The sequence below is a fragment of the Mesorhizobium sp. 128a genome, from assembly GCF_053848025.1.
The window spans coordinates 54,052-70,110 of the sequence record NZ_JBSPKY010000004.1; the positions used below are offsets into that span (position 1 = coordinate 54,052).

Annotated in this window: 13 protein-coding genes and 1 pseudogene; 5 read left to right on the top strand and 9 right to left on the bottom strand. The window is 61.7% G+C overall.

Going from position 1 to position 16,059, the window contains the following annotated elements:
- Positions 1-80: 80 nt before the first annotated feature.
- The 3 genes from ACWTU9_RS08980 to ACWTU9_RS08990 all read left to right on the top strand — a co-directional run bounded on the left by ACWTU9_RS08980 (position 81) and on the right by ACWTU9_RS08990 (position 4,056).
- Entirely contained in the window at positions 81-476 is a 396-nt protein-coding gene (locus tag ACWTU9_RS08980; protein WP_455857986.1) for a hypothetical protein, read from the top strand.
- 109 nt (positions 477-585) lie between these two features.
- Positions 586-1,932 carry an FAD-binding oxidoreductase gene (locus tag ACWTU9_RS08985; protein ID WP_455857987.1) on the top strand — a complete coding sequence of 449 codons (1,347 nt, stop codon included), beginning with the start codon at positions 586-588 and terminating at the stop codon, positions 1,930-1,932.
- Between the two features lie 210 nt (positions 1,933-2,142).
- Entirely contained in the window at positions 2,143-4,056 is a 1,914-nt protein-coding gene (locus tag ACWTU9_RS08990; protein ID WP_455857988.1) for a PhoX family protein, read from the top strand.
- Positions 4,057-4,124: 68 nt separating this feature from the next.
- Here the strand turns inward: ACWTU9_RS08990 and ACWTU9_RS08995 are convergent.
- The 3 genes and pseudogenes from ACWTU9_RS08995 to cckA all read right to left on the bottom strand — a co-directional run.
- A pseudogene (locus ACWTU9_RS08995) lies at positions 4,125-4,272 on the bottom strand (GMC oxidoreductase); the annotation flags it as partial.
- 48 nt (positions 4,273-4,320) lie between these two features.
- Complete coding sequence (locus tag ACWTU9_RS09000) at positions 4,321-5,031, bottom strand: purine-nucleoside phosphorylase (protein WP_455857989.1); 711 nt, start codon at positions 5,029-5,031, stop codon at positions 4,321-4,323.
- 84 nt (positions 5,032-5,115) lie between these two features.
- Positions 5,116-7,689: a cell cycle histidine kinase CckA gene (cckA, locus tag ACWTU9_RS09005; RefSeq protein WP_455857990.1), complete on the bottom strand. Its 2,574-nt coding sequence runs from the start codon at positions 7,687-7,689 to the stop codon at positions 5,116-5,118.
- 211 nt (positions 7,690-7,900) lie between these two features.
- On the opposite strand from cckA, the gene ACWTU9_RS09010 reads away from it, so the two are divergent.
- Positions 7,901-8,617 carry a hypothetical protein gene (locus tag ACWTU9_RS09010; RefSeq protein ID WP_455857991.1) on the top strand — a complete coding sequence of 239 codons (717 nt, stop codon included), beginning with the start codon at positions 7,901-7,903 and terminating at the stop codon, positions 8,615-8,617.
- 183 nt (positions 8,618-8,800) lie between these two features.
- Here ACWTU9_RS09010 and ACWTU9_RS09015 read toward each other — a convergent pair whose 3' ends face one another.
- Both ACWTU9_RS09015 and ACWTU9_RS09020 read right to left on the bottom strand, forming a co-directional pair.
- Positions 8,801-9,640: an SDR family NAD(P)-dependent oxidoreductase gene (locus ACWTU9_RS09015; RefSeq protein WP_455857992.1), complete on the bottom strand. Its 840-nt coding sequence runs from the start codon at positions 9,638-9,640 to the stop codon at positions 8,801-8,803.
- A gap of 36 nt (positions 9,641-9,676) precedes the next feature.
- Positions 9,677-10,843 (bottom strand): NADH-dependent flavin oxidoreductase, encoded by a 1,167-nt coding sequence (locus ACWTU9_RS09020; protein WP_455858269.1) that lies wholly within the window; start codon positions 10,841-10,843, stop codon positions 9,677-9,679.
- Between the two features lie 115 nt (positions 10,844-10,958).
- On the opposite strand from ACWTU9_RS09020, the gene ACWTU9_RS09025 reads away from it, so the two are divergent.
- Entirely contained in the window at positions 10,959-11,852 is an 894-nt protein-coding gene (locus ACWTU9_RS09025; RefSeq protein ID WP_455857993.1) for a LysR substrate-binding domain-containing protein, read from the top strand.
- A 98-nt stretch (positions 11,853-11,950) separates the two neighbouring features.
- Here the strand turns inward: ACWTU9_RS09025 and ACWTU9_RS09030 are convergent, their stop codons facing one another.
- The 4 genes from ACWTU9_RS09030 to ACWTU9_RS09045 all read right to left on the bottom strand — a co-directional run bounded on the left by ACWTU9_RS09030 (position 11,951) and on the right by ACWTU9_RS09045 (position 15,531).
- Entirely contained in the window at positions 11,951-14,197 is a 2,247-nt protein-coding gene (locus tag ACWTU9_RS09030) for a molybdopterin cofactor-binding domain-containing protein (RefSeq protein ID WP_455857994.1), read from the bottom strand.
- A gap of 14 nt (positions 14,198-14,211) precedes the next feature.
- Positions 14,212-14,685, bottom strand: a complete 474-nt coding sequence (locus ACWTU9_RS09035; protein ID WP_455857995.1) for a (2Fe-2S)-binding protein — start codon at positions 14,683-14,685, stop codon at positions 14,212-14,214.
- A gap of 322 nt (positions 14,686-15,007) precedes the next feature.
- The gene (locus tag ACWTU9_RS09040; RefSeq protein ID WP_455857996.1) at positions 15,008-15,382 is read right to left on the bottom strand and encodes a c-type cytochrome; all 375 of its coding nucleotides are present in this window, start codon (positions 15,380-15,382) and stop codon (positions 15,008-15,010) included.
- Between the two features lie 26 nt (positions 15,383-15,408).
- A complete protein-coding gene (locus tag ACWTU9_RS09045) occupies positions 15,409-15,531 on the bottom strand; it encodes a hypothetical protein (RefSeq protein WP_455857997.1) in 123 nt (40 codons plus the stop codon).
- Positions 15,532-16,059: the final 528 nt, after the last annotated feature.

Consider the following 16,059-nt stretch of genomic DNA (forward strand, 5'->3'; position numbering starts at 1 on the left):
TCCGCCAATGGCATGCGGACGAACAATATTGCGGCACGGCGCAAAAATGGGGCAAGCTCATCCCGCAAACGAGTGACCCGATGACATCCCGCATCTCCTGCATTTCCGGCTTCCTGCTGCTGATGGCAACGAACGGCGGCGCGCGCGCCGATTTCAGCGATGGCAAGCTGCCGGACGGCACCTATCACTGCGAAGTCTACCTGCTCGGCGCCTTCCTCAACCTCGGCGACATCACCATCAAGGGCAATGTCTATAGCGGCCCGGTGACGTTCGGCACCGCGTCGCAGGGCTACAACTATCAGATGAATGCCAATGGCGAGATCACCTGGCTCGGCCCGCTGGGCGGCTACACCAGCGGCGGCAACTCCGTCTCGATGACGCAAGCGACGCTGGACGGCGAGACCACCCCGTCATTCGACATCATCCTGAAGCAACCCGACGGCGCCTTCACCGCCTCGACCTGCACCAAGGGCTGAGCAGGCCAATCGGCCGGCTCTCGGAGGCAGTCCTGATGACTTCGCTGACTATTCCGCGTCGGGCAAACGCGTGATACCGTTTGCGGGTCGCTTGGAGCGGGGGGCTCGAATGTCCGACGTGCTGCGAAGAAAGCTCGCCTTGGCCAAATGTCGCGGGCCGCTGATTATGCCTGGCGATCGGGACTATGATCGTGCCCGAAGCGTATGGAACGGTGTCGTCGATCGAAAGCCCTCGGCTGTACTATACGCAGAAAATGTCGACGACGTTCGAAAGGCGATCGACATCGCGGCAAGTTGCGATGCGGTCCTTGCGGTCCGGGCAGGCGGACACAGCTTCCCGGGCCTGTCGACTTGTGACGCCGGGCTTCTGCTCGATCTGTCGCAACTCAATTCCACCCTGCTGAACGCAGGCGCCGGAACAGTCGAGGCCGGCGGCGGAGCCATGCTGCGAGATCTCGATGGAGCGACAGTTCCAGAGGGGTATGTGGTTCCGGCGGGCGTCATTTCTCACACCGGGGTCGCAGGCCTCACCCTTGGCGGCGGCATGGGTCGTATCAGCCGCGCCTACGGACTGACGATCGACAGCCTGATTGGGGCCGAGATCGTGACCGCCAACGGCAGTGTCACCTGGATAGATGCGGACTCGGATCCTGAACTTTTCTGGGGCATCCGAGGTGGCGGCGGGAACTTCGGCGTCGTCACTCGCTTCAGGTTCAAACTGCATCAGCTTGGCCCGGTGTCGGTTGGCCAGTGGAGCTACCCATTTGCCAGCGCGCGGCGGGCGATTACCGCCCTGGGCGATTTGGCTCGACAACGCCCGCGAGAGTTCTCGGTTGCCTTCACATTGGCCTCAATGAGCTTGGGCGTGACGGCCGTCTGGATCGGCGACAGCAGGCATGCGGAGCAGATGCTCTCACCTTTCGGCGAGCTTGCTGGCGCTGGCGAGGGAGCGATGGGCGCCATGCCGTTCATTGAACTGCAAAGCCGCAACGACGTTCATTTCGCCTGGTCGCGCCGGTATTACGCAAAAGGTGGGTTTTGGCAGGAGATCAGCGGCGAGGCGGTGGACGCCATGGTCCAGCAGACCGTCACCGCGCCAACACCGGATTCTGAACTCTATGTGACGCAACTTGGGGGCGCTGTTTCGGATGTGGCGGAAGAGGCCACCGCTTACTCCGGCAGGCAGGCCGGGTACTATTGGATTGCGGAGCCCGTATGGGACAATCCGGCAGACGACGAGCGCTGTATTGCCTGGGGAAGGGCTGCCGCCGAACAAATGGCCGATCCGTCGATGCAGGCAAACTACATAAACGAACAGGCCGATACCGCCATCGCGGCGGGCGCCTATGGGGCCGTTAAATATGATCGATTGAGGCGATTGAAATCCCGTGTTGATCCGACCAATCGGTTCCGCCTCAACCAGAACATCGTACCTTTGGCGGCCGCGCCGCGATAATTGCGGTTGAAGAAAGCTGCCCGCCATAGGTCGCCATCTGTACGGTCTCGAAACTGTTCTCTTTCTCTTTCTCTTTCTCTTTCTCTTTCTCTTTCTCTTTCTCTTTCTCTCTCTCTCTCTCTTATGTCATCTGGATGTATGTCATGCGGATGTTGCCGAAGCAGACTAGGCAGCGGTGCGCCGCAACATCCACCCTGAGAGGCAGACACCATGGCCAACGCACCGTCTTCATCCTCCCCCGTCATCCGCGAAATCATTGCCGAGCGCGTCTCGCGCCGGTCTGTTTTGAAAGGCAGCGTCGCCTCCGGCGCGCTGCTTGCCGGCGGCAGCTTCGTCGGCTCACTGTTTGCCGGCGAAACGCATGCCGCGGCAGCGCAGTCGACACTCGGCTTTCCCGAACTGAAGCGGGTCTACGACAAGACCCATGCCGCCGCCGAAGGCTATGGAACCACCATCGTCGCGCGTTGGGGCGATCCGCTTGCCGCCGGCCTGGCAGAGTTCGACGGCAACAAGGTTGCCGCCGACGAGCAGGAAAAGCGCTTCGGTTACAATTGCGACTACATCGCCTTCATGCCGCTGCCCAAGGGCACGGTCAATTCCGACCATGGCCTCCTCTGCGTCAACAATGAATACATCTCGCCCAATGTGATGTTTCCAGGGATGACCGAGGACGACGCCGGCAAGACGATGAGCAAGGAACAGGTCGATCTCGGCATGGCAGCCATGGGTCACTCGATCGTCGAGGTGCAGTTGAAGGACGGCAAATGGGAAACCGTGGCCGACAGCCCGCTCAACCGCCGCATCACGGCCAACACCGAAATGACGGTTTCCGGACCGGCCGCAGGTCATGCCCTGATGAAGACCTCGGCCGACGCCACCGGCACCAAGGTGCTCGGCACCAGCTATAACTGCAGCGGCGGCTTCACCCCCTGGGGCACGGTGCTGACCTGCGAGGAAGGCGTGTCCGACATTTTCGGCGGCGATCCAAAGAAAGCGCCGACCGCCGACCTTCTCGACCGTTATGGCTTTGACGGATCCGACATCTATGGCCGCGGCCGCTTCCATGACCGCTTCAACCTCGACAAAGAGCCGAACGAGGCCAACCGCTTCGACTGGGTGGTCGAGATCGATCCCTACGACCCGCAGTCCAAGCCGGTGAAGCGCACCGCGCTTGGCCGCATGTCGCATGAGGCCTCGACCGTCGTCCTCAACAAGGACGGCCGCGTCGTCGTCTATATGGGTGACGACGATTATTTTGAATACATGTACCGCTTCGTCTCTGCCAAGGCCTACGACAAGGCCAACCCGGCGGCCGGTGCCGATCTGCTTGATGACGGCGTGCTGTCGGTCGCCCGCTTCGATGCCGACGGCTCGATGACATGGCTGCCGCTGGTGCACGGCCAGGGCAAGCTCACCGCCGAGAACGGCTTTGCCGACCAGGCCGAGGTGCTGCTGAAGGCGCGCTTCGCCGCCGACGCGCTGGGCGCCACCCCGATGGACCGGCCCGAGGACATCGAGACCAATCCGGTGACCGGCCGCGTCTACGCGGTGATGACCAAGAACAAGAAGCGCGACCAGTCGAAGGTCAATCCGGCCAACACCCGTCCCGAAAACCTGTGGGGCCACATTGTCGAACTGATCCCGCCTGGCGGCCGTGGCGCGGATGCCGACCATACGGCGGAAAAATATGCCTGGGACCTGTTCGTGCTCTGCGGCAATCCAAAGGACGCAAAGATCGGCGCCACCTTCCATCCGGATACGTCGGACAATGGCTGGTTCGTCTGCCCCGACAACATCACCTTCGATCCGGCCGGCCGGCTTTGGGTGGCGACCGACGGCGCCAATGATTTCGACCTGCCGGACGGCGTCTATGGCGTCGACACGGAGGGGGCGGCGCGCGGCCTGCCGAAACTGCTGTTCACCTGCCCACACGGCGCCGAGGCAACCGGGCCGTGCTTCACGCCAGACGGAACGACGCTGTTCCTGTCGGTGCAGCACCCCGCGGAAGATGCGGAGACGCTCGACAAGGTGCAGACGCTGTGGCCCGACTTCAAAGACGGCCAGTTGCCACGGCCTTCCGTCGTCGCCATCCGCCGCAAGGACGGACAGCCGGTCGGCGCCTAGTCAATCTCGGGAGAAAAAAGTGCGGAACGCGCCCATGCGCGTTCCGCGTAGCGGTCGGGGAGGATGGCTCAGATCGTCTTGGCCGACATTTGCGATGCGATGTATTCGGCCTGGCGGGTCGCCAGCGACACGATCGTCAGCGTCGGGTTTTCCGCCGCCCCCGGTCGTGAACTGGCTGCCGTCTGGCACGAACAGGTTCTTGATGTCGTGCGCCTGGGCCCGACATGGATGAGCTGGCGCCGAAACGCGAAGCGGCATGAGAAGCTAGCCTTCTGCCGCCACGTCGAGCCCGAGCCGCGCCATGTCGGTGAACAGCGCCTGGCGCTCGGAATAGGCCGTCTGCTCCTCTGTCACGATGTTGTCGACGACGGTCAGCAGCGACAGCGCGCGGGCGCCGAAATGCGCCGCGATGCGGTAGAGCGCGCTGGTTTCCATGTCGACGGCGAGCGCGCCGAGCGCCTGTGCTTCAGCGAATCGAGCGCGCCCTTCCGGGTGATAGAATATATCGCTGCAGATGGTCAGCCCTGCCCGATGGTCGATGCCGAGTTGAGCGGCGCGGGCCAGCGCGTGCGCAAACAGGCCCGGATCTGGTCCGGCGGCGGCATCGTAGAGGCCGAAGACCTGGCCGCTTCGCTCGCTTTCGGCGCGCACCGATTGTGAAATCACCAGGGAGCGCAGCGGCACGCCGGCGGTCAGGCCACCGCAGGTGCCGGTGCGGATCAGCGTTTTGACGCCGTGGAAATCCAGGAGCTCATGCACATAGATCAGGAAGGACGGCACACCGATGCCGGTGGCCTGTATGCTGATGGGCCGGCCGCGATAGAGGCCGGTAAAGCCCAGCGCGCCCCTGCGGCGGTTGACCCAGCGCGGTGCCTCAAGAAACGTCTTTGCCATCCACTCGGCGCGCTGCGGATCGCCCGGCAACAGCACGGTTGCGGCATAGTCACCCTTGGCTGCCTCGTTGTGCGGCGTCACGACATGCTCCCCAAAACCCGCCGCCCGTTTCGCCTGCAATCATGGCAGCGTCACGTCATTGCGCAAGCGGTGAATTAGGTGACTCTAAGATTCAAGCACGTCCTTGACGACAGTGGCCAGTTGTTTGAGCGAGAACGGCTTCGGCAGGAAGCCGAATTGCGCGTCGGGCGGCAGGTTTCGGGCGAAGGCATCTTCGGCATAGCCGGACACGAAGACAAACTTGATGTCGGGCTGGCGCTTGCGCAATTCGCCAAGCAGCGTCGGGCCGTCCATTTCCGGCATCACCACGTCGGACACGACGATATCGACCTTGCCGCCGAGCGCTTCGAAGACTTCCAGCGCCTCGACGCCTGAGGACGCCTCATGCACGGTGTAGCCGCGCGAGGTCAGCGCCCGTGAGCCGCCCATGCGCACGGCGTCCTCATCCTCGACCAGGAGCACGGTGGCCGACCCCGACAGATCCTTGGCGGTGTCGGCGGCTTTCACCGGGGCTGCCGGCGCTTCGCTTGCGTCGCCGGGCTTTTTCGCCTCGACGATGTGGCGCGGCAGGAAGATGCGGAAGGTCGAGCCCTTGCCGACTTCGGAATCGCAGTAGATGAAGCCGCCGGTCTGCTTGATGATGCCGTAGACCATCGAAAGCCCCAGGCCGGTGCCCTTGCCGACCTCTTTGGTGGTGAAGAACGGTTCGAAGATCTTCTTCAGCACGTCCGGCGCAATGCCGGAGCCGGTGTCCTCGACCTCGACCAGGACATAGTCGGCCGGGGTGAGCTCGCGGTAGGAAAAGCTCTTGCATTCCTCGGCGGTGACATTGCGGGTGCGCACGGTGAGCTCGCCGCCGGCCGGCATGGCGTCGCGCGCATTGACAGCGAGATTGACCACCACCTGCTCGAACTGGCCGATGTCGACCTTGACCGGCCACAGGTCGCGGCCGTGGTCGACCTTGAGCTTGATGTCGTTGCCGACCAGGCGGGCAAGCAACATCCTGAGATCTGCAAGCACGTCGGTGAGATTCAACACCTCCGGCCGCAGCGTCTGCTTGCGCGAGAAGGCGAGGAGCTGCCGCACCAGCGAGGCCGCCCGGTTGGCGTTCTGCTTGATGTTCATGATGTCCGGGAAGGACGGGTCCGACGGGCGGTGGTTGGTCAACAAAAGGTCCGAGGCCATGATGATGGCGGTCAGCACATTGTTGAAATCGTGGGCGATGCCGCCGGCGAGCTGGCCGACCGCCTGCATCTTCTGGCTTTGCGCCATCTGGCCCTCGAGCGCTTTCTGCTCGGTGGTGTCGACGGCATAGACGATGGCAGATTCCTCCGCCCCTTCGCCGCCGGTGCCGTCGGCGACCGCGTTGACGTAGAAGCGGATGTGGCGTTCCTCATTGCCGGGCAGCAGCGTGTCGATCGGCTCGATGTCGGCCTGCCTCAGCCGCGCTTTCTCGAAGGCGGCGGCGAAGGCCGGGCGGTCGCGCTCATGGATCACCGTATCCAGCCGCACGCGGCGGTCGACGGCATCGCGGTCAACGACGGAGGAAAACAGCGACAGGAACGGCGCGTTGGTGCGCAGGATGCGGCCGCTGGCGTCGACGCCGGCAATCGCCATCGGCGTCGAGTTGAAGAAGCGGGTGAAGCGCACTTCCGACGCCCGAAGGTCGGCGGATGCATCCTCGCCCTGGGTGCGGTTGAGCACGATTGTACGCGTCGGGCCGTTGGTCCCCTCGCGGCTGGCCGAAACCCGGTGCATGAAGCGCACCGGCAGCGCTTCGCCGGTCGTCGTGGTCAGATCGAGATCGATGACCGCGTTGCGGGTGGTGCCGGGATCGGCCTTGACCGAGCGCACCAGCGCCATGCCGTCGCCGGCGACGATTTCCGGCAGCGTCACCGCGCCAGGCGTGAAGCTCGCGAGATCGATGCCCAGCCATTCGGCGAGCGTGGCGTTGATGTAGGTGACGCGGCCCTCCTGGTCGGCCGAGAAGAAGCCGGCCGGGGCGTGGTCGAGATGGTCGATGGCCTTTTGCAGGTCGAGGAAGAAACGTTCCTGCTCGGCCCGTTCCTGGGAAATATCGGCAAGCTGCCAGGCGAGCATGGGCAGACGCTGGCCGGGAACGCTGAAGGTGCGGGCCCGCGCCCGGTACCAGCGTGCGCCTGGTTCGGCGCCCGGCCGGATCGACTGCGCCAGCCGGAATTCGCCGTCGCCGGCCTGGCCGTCGCGCAGGCCCGAGGCCAGCCGGTATATGGTCACCGAGGCTTCCGGAACATCGGAAAGCAGGCCTTCGACTGTCTTCAGGTCGGCTGCCGACGCAGCCCCCGTCATCTCGGCATAAGCCCGGTTGGCGTAGACGACACGGCCCTTGGTGTCGGTGACGATCAGGCCCTGCGACATCGAATCGACGAAGGCCTTCGACAGTTCGTCGCCGGTCGACCGCGGCGCGATCTGAATGAAGCCGATGGCCGTGGCGAACAGGAAGCCGACGCCGATCATGGCAAGCACGCCCAGCATGCCGAGCAGGAAGGGATCGCCAAGACGCTCTCGGAAAATGCCGAAAACGATCGCGGCCCCGGTCAGGACGATGATGAAGACGATGAGCCGGGTAACCGCGCCCGGCCGCGTGTTCTGGTCGACGATCGGTACCGGATAGAAATCGCCGCGCGTTTCCCTGGCCATATGCCCCCTGCTCGTGAATTCCTGATATCCGACACCGCCCCGGCCGGTTGAATCACATTCTCCTAATCCGGAAAAGGCCTTGGCGGCAAATGTCGGATAAAAATGACGTGCCGGCGTTTCAAGCTGTTCACGAAGCGTGAAGGCAACTTGCGGTGTCTGGTCGCAACGGTCTAGTGTCGCTTCCACTTCAAAAACCGATTTGGGGGCACCGATGCAGTGGCTGGATAGCGTGGCGGGTCCTGGATATGCCGCAGCGCTGCTATGGACGTTTGCCGCCCTTGTCCTGCTGGTCATCGTGCTCGTCATCATCAGGCTGGTCCGCAACCTGACCTTCGGCACCTTCGTTGCCGGCGGCAGGAACCGCAAGACGCGGCTGGCCGTCATGGACGCCACCGCGGTCGACAGCCACCGCCGGCTGGTGCTCATCCGTCGTGACGATATCGAACACCTCATTTTGATCGGCGGCCCGACCGACGTTGTGGTCGAGCGCGACATCAGGCTGGCGGCGCCACGCCGTCCGGCTTTGACCGGCGATGGCGGCCAGCAGCAACAGGCGCCGCGTCCGCGCGCCGCACAACCCGCGTCCGCTCCACCCGCAAGACAGGCGCCATCGCCGCAACCGGTAAAGGCTGCTCCGGCCGCCCTTCCGCCCCGCCAGGCAGCACCGGCGCCAAAACCAGCCCCAACCTACCAGGCGAGCAATGTGACACCGCTGCCGGCTTATGGCGCGGCCGCCAATACCGCCCGGCAGGCCCCGCCGCCACCGAAGCGCGAGTCGATCGACGACACGCTGATGCGGGAACTTGAGGTCTCGCTCGACGATTCGCACGCCAGCAAGCCGGCAAGCAGGCCGGCAGCGACAGTTCCGGCTTCGCTCGATGACGAGATGACCAAGCTGCTCGGCGAACTCGCCAGCCAGAAGCGATAATCAGAAATAAAAGGCCAGAGACCTGCGATCCAAAACATTGCTGCTGGCAATGCACGAGCCGCAAGTCTCAGTCGTCGCAATCCGTCAGACATCCGGGGCAAGCACGCGGTGCTTCCGATCGGCGGCCCAAAGAGATTGCCGAGATTTGCGGCGCGGCCCAGTTGGTGCAGTACCAAGGACGACCTAGGCCTTGATTTGGAAGCCGAGTGAACTCGATAACTCCCGGTGGGCTTCAATCTGCTGCTGCAGCAACGCGATTTTCTGTTCCAGCATGCCGACGGCATCGGCTCCGGCGACAAATCGGCGGGGCAGCTCCGGCTGATTTACCAAGGTAATCAAGGCTTCAGCGAGTCTGGCGGGGTCGCCGCTTTGCTGTCCGTTGGCGGATTTCCAGAAGGCCATATGCTGGCCGCGCCGTTCGTCATAGTCGCTGATCGAAGTCGGGGCGTACTGTGTGGATTCATCGGTAAGGAGCTCGGTACGGAAGAAGCCCGGATTAACGATCATCGTTTCGATCCCGAACGGGGCCACTTCTCCCTGCAGCGATTCCATCCAGCCATCGAGAGCGAACTTCGAGGCCGAGTATGCGCTGCAGAATTCAAAGCCGAGCAAACTGGCCGTGGAGGAGATCGAGATGATCCGGCCGGACCTTTGCCTACGCATCACAGGCAGGACAGCGCGGGTAACGCTCATCGGGCCGATCAGACTGCTGGCCAGTTGCAGATCGATTTGGGTCGGGGTCAATTCCTCGAAATAGCCCGCATAGAAGTTCGCGGCATTGTTGACCAGAATATCGATGCGACCGAAGTGTTCAACGGCCGCCTTGACTGCGGCCTCGGCATCAGCCGGCTTGGTCACGTCCAGTGTGACAACCAGCATATTTTCCGATGGGCCGATCGCCTTGGCGACGCGCTCCGGATTGCGGCCAGTCGCGACGAGCTTATCGCCCGCGGCAAGCGCTGCCTTGGCAAAATCAAGGCCCATGCCTCGACCGGCCCCGGTGATCATCCATACCTTGTTCATGATAGTTCCCTTGATTGTCAGGTATTTATCGTCGCTCTAAGCAGTGGCCTTCTGCCGTGGCGCTTCGCGATCATCATTGATGCTGAACCAGCCCGTTGCGAACTGAATGCGGTCCCAGAGGTTGGCCGGGAGGGCGATTTCAGGAACTTTCGTCGTCCTGATCTCGGTCTCGATCAGTCTTCCGTTGCCATGCTTCGAAAGCTCCACCCATTCCGGGTTCATCACCAGCCCTTGACCCACCGCCACGAGTGAAAGGCCCATATCCAGCGCACGCTTCGCCTGTTGCGGCGTTCTGAGCTGGCCAGCCGCGATAACCGGAACGCGTCCGGCAACTTTCGCGGCGACGAGTTCGGCGATGGTACGGTTATCGGTGTCTTCGGCCGGCTTCGCTTGGAGCACCTCCGACAACGAGGCATGGATGTAGTCCACTCCGCAGTCGATGAGATGCTTGATGAGGGCGCAGGTGTCGCTTAAGCGGAGGCCGTCTTGTTCCGGCTCCTCGGGCGAAACCCGATATCCCAGAAGGAACGGTCGCTCCGCATGTTTCGCGATGACCCGCTTTACTTCGCGGACCACGGCGAGCGGGAACCGCATCCGGTTTTCCAACGTGCCGCCCCACGCGTCGTCGCGTTGATTGTAGTGTGGCGAGAAGAAATTCTGGATCAGGAAGCCGTGAGCACCGTGGAGTTCTATGCCGTCGAAATCTGCCTCGATGGCTCGGCGGGTCGCATCACCGAAAGCGGAAATTACTTCAAGGATTTCGGCATCGCCCAACGCGCGAGGTGTAACGCCGCCCGGATTGAAAAGGCCCGGAGGAACCTGCACCGCGCTCGCGCCAACCACGTCCGCGCCAGGGATAAGGTCCGGCACGGCCTTGTTGCCCGCGTGGAAAATCTGGAGAACGGCTGGCGCGCCTCCGCTTTTGGCAGCGTCCGCCAGACGACGGAGGCTTGGCATGAACCTGTCGTCATAGGAAGCAAATTCACCCGTGAAGCCGATGCCATTCGGCATGACATGCGTGCAGCCCGTCAGAACCAGACCGACGTCCTTCACCCGACGGCGATAGTACAAGACCTCCTCATCGGACACTGTTCCGTCGTCGTTCGCCGACCACGTCGTCATCGGAGCCATGACGATCCGGTTTCGCAAGGTGATTCCATTGGCGAAGGTAAATGGTTCAAAGAGTGTGGGGGCGGTCTGCATGGTGAAACGTCTCTCTTGATCGCCGCTACGACGGCTGTGAGACGCACAGATAACGATGACGACAAACATTGATTAGTCGCTATAATCTGCATGAAGTCAGAAATGGGATTGATAAATGCGTCAGGGTGATTTCAGCGAACTTGCAGCCTTCATCGCCGTCGCCGAGGCTGGCAGTTTCACACGCGCGGCCGCCAAGCTGGGGCTTTCCCAATCCGCTGTCAGCTATTCAGTCAGGATGCTGGAGCAGAAGCTGGGGGTGCGGCTGATCTCTCGCACTACCCGAAGCCTGTCGCTGACGGACGCCGGGCAACGCATGCTGCGAAACCTCCGTCCGGCGTTCGATCACATCGAAAGCGAAATCGCAGCCGTCACCGCACTTCGCGACAAGCCTGCGGGTACGATCCGCATCACGACGTTTCGCTATGCCGCCACAAGCGTGCTCTGGCCCGTCGTCACCAAGTTCTTGGCGGAATACCCTGATATCGAAATGGAAATCATCCTTGACGAGGGCCTCACCGATATTGTGGCGGACCGGTTCGACGCGGGTATCCGGGTGGGTGAACAGATCCAGAAAGACATGGTGGCCGTCAGGATCGGTCCGGACCTGCGTATGGCCGTCGTCGGGTCGCCATCCTACTTCGCGAACCACAAAATCCCGCAAACACCGCGCGAGCTCGGGGAACACCGGGGCGTGAGTTACCGGCAGACTACTGGAGGTGGATTGTACGCATGGGAGTTCGAGCGCGACGGAGAAGAACTCCAAGTCAGGATGAATGGGCCGCTCATTTTGAATGATGGACTCATGCTGGAAGCCGCAGCCTTGGACGGGCTGGCGCTCGCCTACACGTTCGAAGATCAGGTCTCGAAACATATTGCGGACGGCCGACTGATCCGAATCCTGGAAGACTGGTGCGCGCCTTTCCCTGGCTATCACCTCTACTATCCGAGCAGACGTCAGCACACGGCAGCGTTTGCCTTGTTCGTCGAAGCGCTTCGTTTCAAAGGCTAGAGCGGGCTTGGACCTAACGCCATGAAGTGCGTCCTGGTCCCGTGCGGCGCCTTCGCTTTGGGGCGCACGGGATCCAGACCAGTTCATCCTGTGGTGGTCTAAACGATGTTGAAAGGCATCTGCCGTACCGGCTTGCCTGTCAGCCGCGAAATGGCATTGGCAAAAGCGGGGGCCAAAGGCGGCAGGCCGGGTTCGCCCATGCCTGTCGGGGCTTCAGCGCTTGGTACGATGTGGACGTCGAATTCCGGCACATCGGTTATCCTTGCCACCGTGTATTCGCTGAAGTTGCTTTGCTCCACAACACCGTCCTTGAGGGTGATTTCAGAGCCCGCAAGGCAGGCTGAAAGACCCATGATCGCCGCGCCTTGCACCTGTGCTTCGACTGTCCGGGGGTTGACGGCCAGATTGCAGTGAACCCCGGCGGTGACCCGATGCAGCTTCGGTTGCCCATCGACGACGGAGGCTTCAACCACGTATGCCACCACGGACGAAAAGGATTCATGCACCGCCACGCCCCAGGCCCTGCCTTCCGCCAAGGTCTTGCTGCCGTAGCCGCTTCTGTCCACGGCGAGTTGCAGGGCATCGCGATGACGAGTGTGCTCCTCGCCAAACATCTTCATACGGTATGCGACCGGGTCCTGCTCGGTGGCGCGCGCTATATCGTCGAGCAAGGTCTCCATAACGAAAGCCGTATGGGTGGAGCCAACGCTGCGCCACCAGAGAACGGGCACGTTGGCAACGGGATGATGCACTGTCAGGCGCATCGGAAGAGGGTAAGGGTTCCGCATTCCTTCGGTCGTGGCGGCATCGATGCCGTTCTTCACCTGGAATTGCTCGAACACCGTTCCCGTCAGTATGGACTGGCCAACGATGGTATGATCCCAAGCCAGTACTTTGCCCTGCTTGTCAAAGCCGATGCGGGCACGATGAAGGTGCGTCGGGCGATAGTAGCCGCCCTTCATATCGTCCTCGCGGCTCCAGAGCATGCGCACCGGTGCATCGATCCCTGCCGCCTTGGCGGCCTTGGCTATTTGGCAGGCCTCCATTGCCGTGTCGCTGCTGCTCGAGAAGCGTCGACCAAAGCCGCCGCCCGATGTCAGCACGTTTACCACGACCTGCTCCGGCTTGAGGCCGAGCACGTTCGCGGCAACGCCGGCGTCGAGCCCGGCACTTTGGCTCCCCATCCAAATCTCGGCACGATCGTCGGAAAGCCGAACCGTACAGTTCAGCGGCTCCATGGCCGCGTGAGCCAGATACGGGAACACGAACTCGGCATCCAAGGTGAGCGGTGCTGTGTCCATGGGTGCCATATCCGCGTCGAAATGGCGCGGGCCAGATCGAGTCGCCATTTCGCGAAACTGAGCAAGCTGCTTTTCGCTATCGACCTTTTCAATCGCCGATGTGTCCCATTCTATCTTCAGGGCATTACGGCCTTGGCTGGCCTGCCAATATCCGTCGGCGATAACAGTTACGCCCTCGGCACCGCGGTCCAACGGAATCCGCAAAACAGCTCTTACGCCCGTTATCGAACGGGCCGCGCGGTCGTCCAGGGAGGCAATCTTCGCTCCGAACACCGGTGGGCGAGCGACAACGGCCGTCAGTTGTCCCGGGAGCTTGAAATCGATGCCAAAACTCTGCTGACCGCTGCTCTTGGCTTTTGCGTCCAAACGCTGCGTGGGCTTGCCGATAATGCGGAAATCCTTGGGGTCCTTCAGCGCAATCTTCTGGGGCACCGGCAGGGTCATGGCCGCCTCGGCGAGCTCACCGTAACCGAGTTTGCGACCATCGGAGGCAAGGACCGCACCCGCCTCGGTCCGCAGCGTAGCAACCTCCAGGTTCCAGCGGGCGGCCGCCGCAGCAAGGAGCATGGCGCGGACGCGGGCACCGAGTTCGCGATACTGCGTAAAGCTGTTCTTGATCGTGTTCGAACCGCCGGTGAGGTGCATGCCGAAAAGCGGATCGACGTAGGCCGCGTCATTGGTGCCGAGCTGGCTGCGCACCAATCTCCAGTCCGCGTCGAGCTCTTCGGCAAGGATCATTGGCAATGCCGTCTGAACGCCCTGGCCGAACTCCAATCGATTGATCGTGACCGTCACCTCGCCGTTTGGCGCGATTTGGACGAATGCTGAGGGTTGCTCGGTAGGCTTCAAGCCCGCGTCAGCGGCGTTGGTGGACTGCGCGGCGGCAAGATGGGGGAAAACGCCGACGGCCAAACCGACGGCTCCCGCCATTTTAAGGAAACTCCGGCGCGGCATCGCCGGGACAACCGTTGAGCGTCCTTTTTCTAGCATGTGCTGCAGGGCACGCGGCAGTTGGCTATATTCTAGGTTCGGGTTAGGCAACATACGGAGCGTCTCCTTTAGACGAGAATGCTGGCAGCGTCGGCTATGGCGGCGCGGATACGGACATAAGTTCCGCAGCGACAAATGTTGCCCTCCATTGCAGCATCGATCTCAGCGACAGTCGGCTGCTTGCCTTTTGGGAGGGACGCGAGGAACGCCGTGGCGCTCATGATCTGACCGCTCTGACAGTAGCCGCACTGGACCACGTCGTTCTTCACCCAAGCGGCATGAACAGCGGCACCAATGCGGTCGGTGCCGTCGGTCACCTTTTCGATCGTCGTGATTTTCGCCCCCTCCGCAGCGGAAATAGGCGTGCTACACGAGCGGACAGCCTCCCCGTCGAGATGAATTGTGCAAGCGCCGCAAAGCGCTGCGCCACAACCAAACTTGGTTCCCGTCAGGCCGAGCGTATCACGCAGGATCCAAAGGACGGGAGTTTCGGGGTCGGCATCGACCTCGTGCTGACTGCCGTTGATATTCAGTGTGATCATAGCTTGGTCGGTCTCCTATAGTTTCTTCGGCTCTGCTCCTTGCCGGAGGCTTTTCAGTTGGTCGTTAGAACCAATCGTCACCAAGGCGGGTGCCAACGCCAACCCGAGAGATGAACATGTGCCGTTGGCCAAATGCCTATTCTCCAGGCGACGATAGCCAGGCCTGCGGCAGAGGATTAGATTGCGCAAACTGCATGTGGCTAGAAACACCGCTTCTGAATGCGAGGCGTGTTTAAGGACAGTCACGTCAGTTTCGTCGGGCGCGAGACATCACCTTCCAAGTGAGTTCGCCCACAATCAGCCATGTGTGGGCCGATCGCCCCTACTGGGATAGGGACTTCAGGTAGGCGATGATATTCTGCCGATCTTCAGCCTTGGGCACGCCCATCGTCATTGTGGTCTTCGGCACGACATCGCGGGGCGCTGCAAGGAACCGATCCAGCGTCGCCTCGTCCCACACCAGTCCTGATGCTTTCATGGCCGCCGAATAGCGGACGCCCTCCACCGTGCCTGCGGTGCGCCCAATCACGTCGCCGAGGCCAGGTCCCACCTTCATCTGGTCGGTGGTCGAATGACAGGCGGAACAGCGCTGAAACGCTTTTTGTCCCTGGGCCGCATCTCCCTCTGCAGCGGCGGAGACTATTGTTGACAGAAGGACCAGAGAAGAGCCCGCAACAGAAACCATCATTTTTATCATGCGTCTTCTTCCAGGTGAGTAGGCTGTCAAAGGCCCGAATGGATCGCGGATTTCCGCACTTCAGCATCGTTGCTGGCGGCGCTGTTCGTGCAAAAAGCATGCGAGCCACCGATGAACCAAAAACTGAAGTCGATGGCGTTGACGTTCACGGACGACGATACCTCGCTAACCGACCGACGGTTAGGAGCTATTATTTGCATGAGCCTAGAAACGGGATTTCTGAATGTGCGAAGGAAACCGCATTCGGATCTCGAAATACATTATTTCAAGCCGCTTCTTTGACTCGTGGGATATCTCCCCAAGCATCGGCACGGCGGGTTCCCGTCCCTATTCCAGGATTGATGAAATTTCACGGAGACGACACACGGCCCGACTTCAACACGCGGACTGAATCCGCACGGCTGTGCGCTGGTCCACGAGATGCGCTGAACCAAGCGCATGACGATCTGGTTTCGAAGTCACATGGATATCGAGGATAATAACGATTGAAGCGACATTTTCTGATGTTTCGGGTGTTATCGGCCGGATTTACCGGCAGCGCTTGACCCGGCCAATGGCGTTTTGCCATTCAGGAAATGTGCGGACTGTGTGGTGGCTCTGCTGCATGCTTCACCAATCACACGTCAGATGTTGTACTGCTCAAAAACGTCGCCCCGTCTTTGCTGAACGCCTGTTTA

Excerpts from the sequence above, each read along its gene's own strand:
- ACWTU9_RS09020 (WP_455858269.1), bottom strand. The coding sequence starts at position 10,843 with ATGCAGACCGCCCCCACACTCTTTGAACCATTTACCTTCGCCAATGGA.
- ACWTU9_RS09010 (WP_455857991.1), top strand. The coding sequence starts at position 7,901 with ATGCAGTGGCTGGATAGCGTGGCGGGTCCTGGATATGCCGCAGCGCTG.
- ACWTU9_RS09030 (WP_455857994.1), bottom strand. The coding sequence starts at position 14,197 with ATGTTGCCTAACCCGAACCTAGAATATAGCCAACTGCCGCGTGCCCTG.
- cckA (WP_455857990.1), bottom strand. The coding sequence starts at position 7,689 with ATGGCCAGGGAAACGCGCGGCGATTTCTATCCGGTACCGATCGTCGAC.
- ACWTU9_RS08985 (WP_455857987.1), top strand. The coding sequence starts at position 586 with ATGTCCGACGTGCTGCGAAGAAAGCTCGCCTTGGCCAAATGTCGCGGG.
- ACWTU9_RS09040 (WP_455857996.1), bottom strand. The coding sequence starts at position 15,382 with ATGATAAAAATGATGGTTTCTGTTGCGGGCTCTTCTCTGGTCCTTCTG.
- ACWTU9_RS09035 (WP_455857995.1), bottom strand. The coding sequence starts at position 14,685 with ATGATCACACTGAATATCAACGGCAGTCAGCACGAGGTCGATGCCGAC.
- ACWTU9_RS09015 (WP_455857992.1), bottom strand. The coding sequence starts at position 9,640 with ATGAACAAGGTATGGATGATCACCGGGGCCGGTCGAGGCATGGGCCTT.
- ACWTU9_RS08980 (WP_455857986.1), top strand. The coding sequence starts at position 81 with ATGACATCCCGCATCTCCTGCATTTCCGGCTTCCTGCTGCTGATGGCA.
- ACWTU9_RS09025 (WP_455857993.1), top strand. The coding sequence starts at position 10,959 with ATGCGTCAGGGTGATTTCAGCGAACTTGCAGCCTTCATCGCCGTCGCC.
- ACWTU9_RS08990 (WP_455857988.1), top strand. The coding sequence starts at position 2,143 with ATGGCCAACGCACCGTCTTCATCCTCCCCCGTCATCCGCGAAATCATT.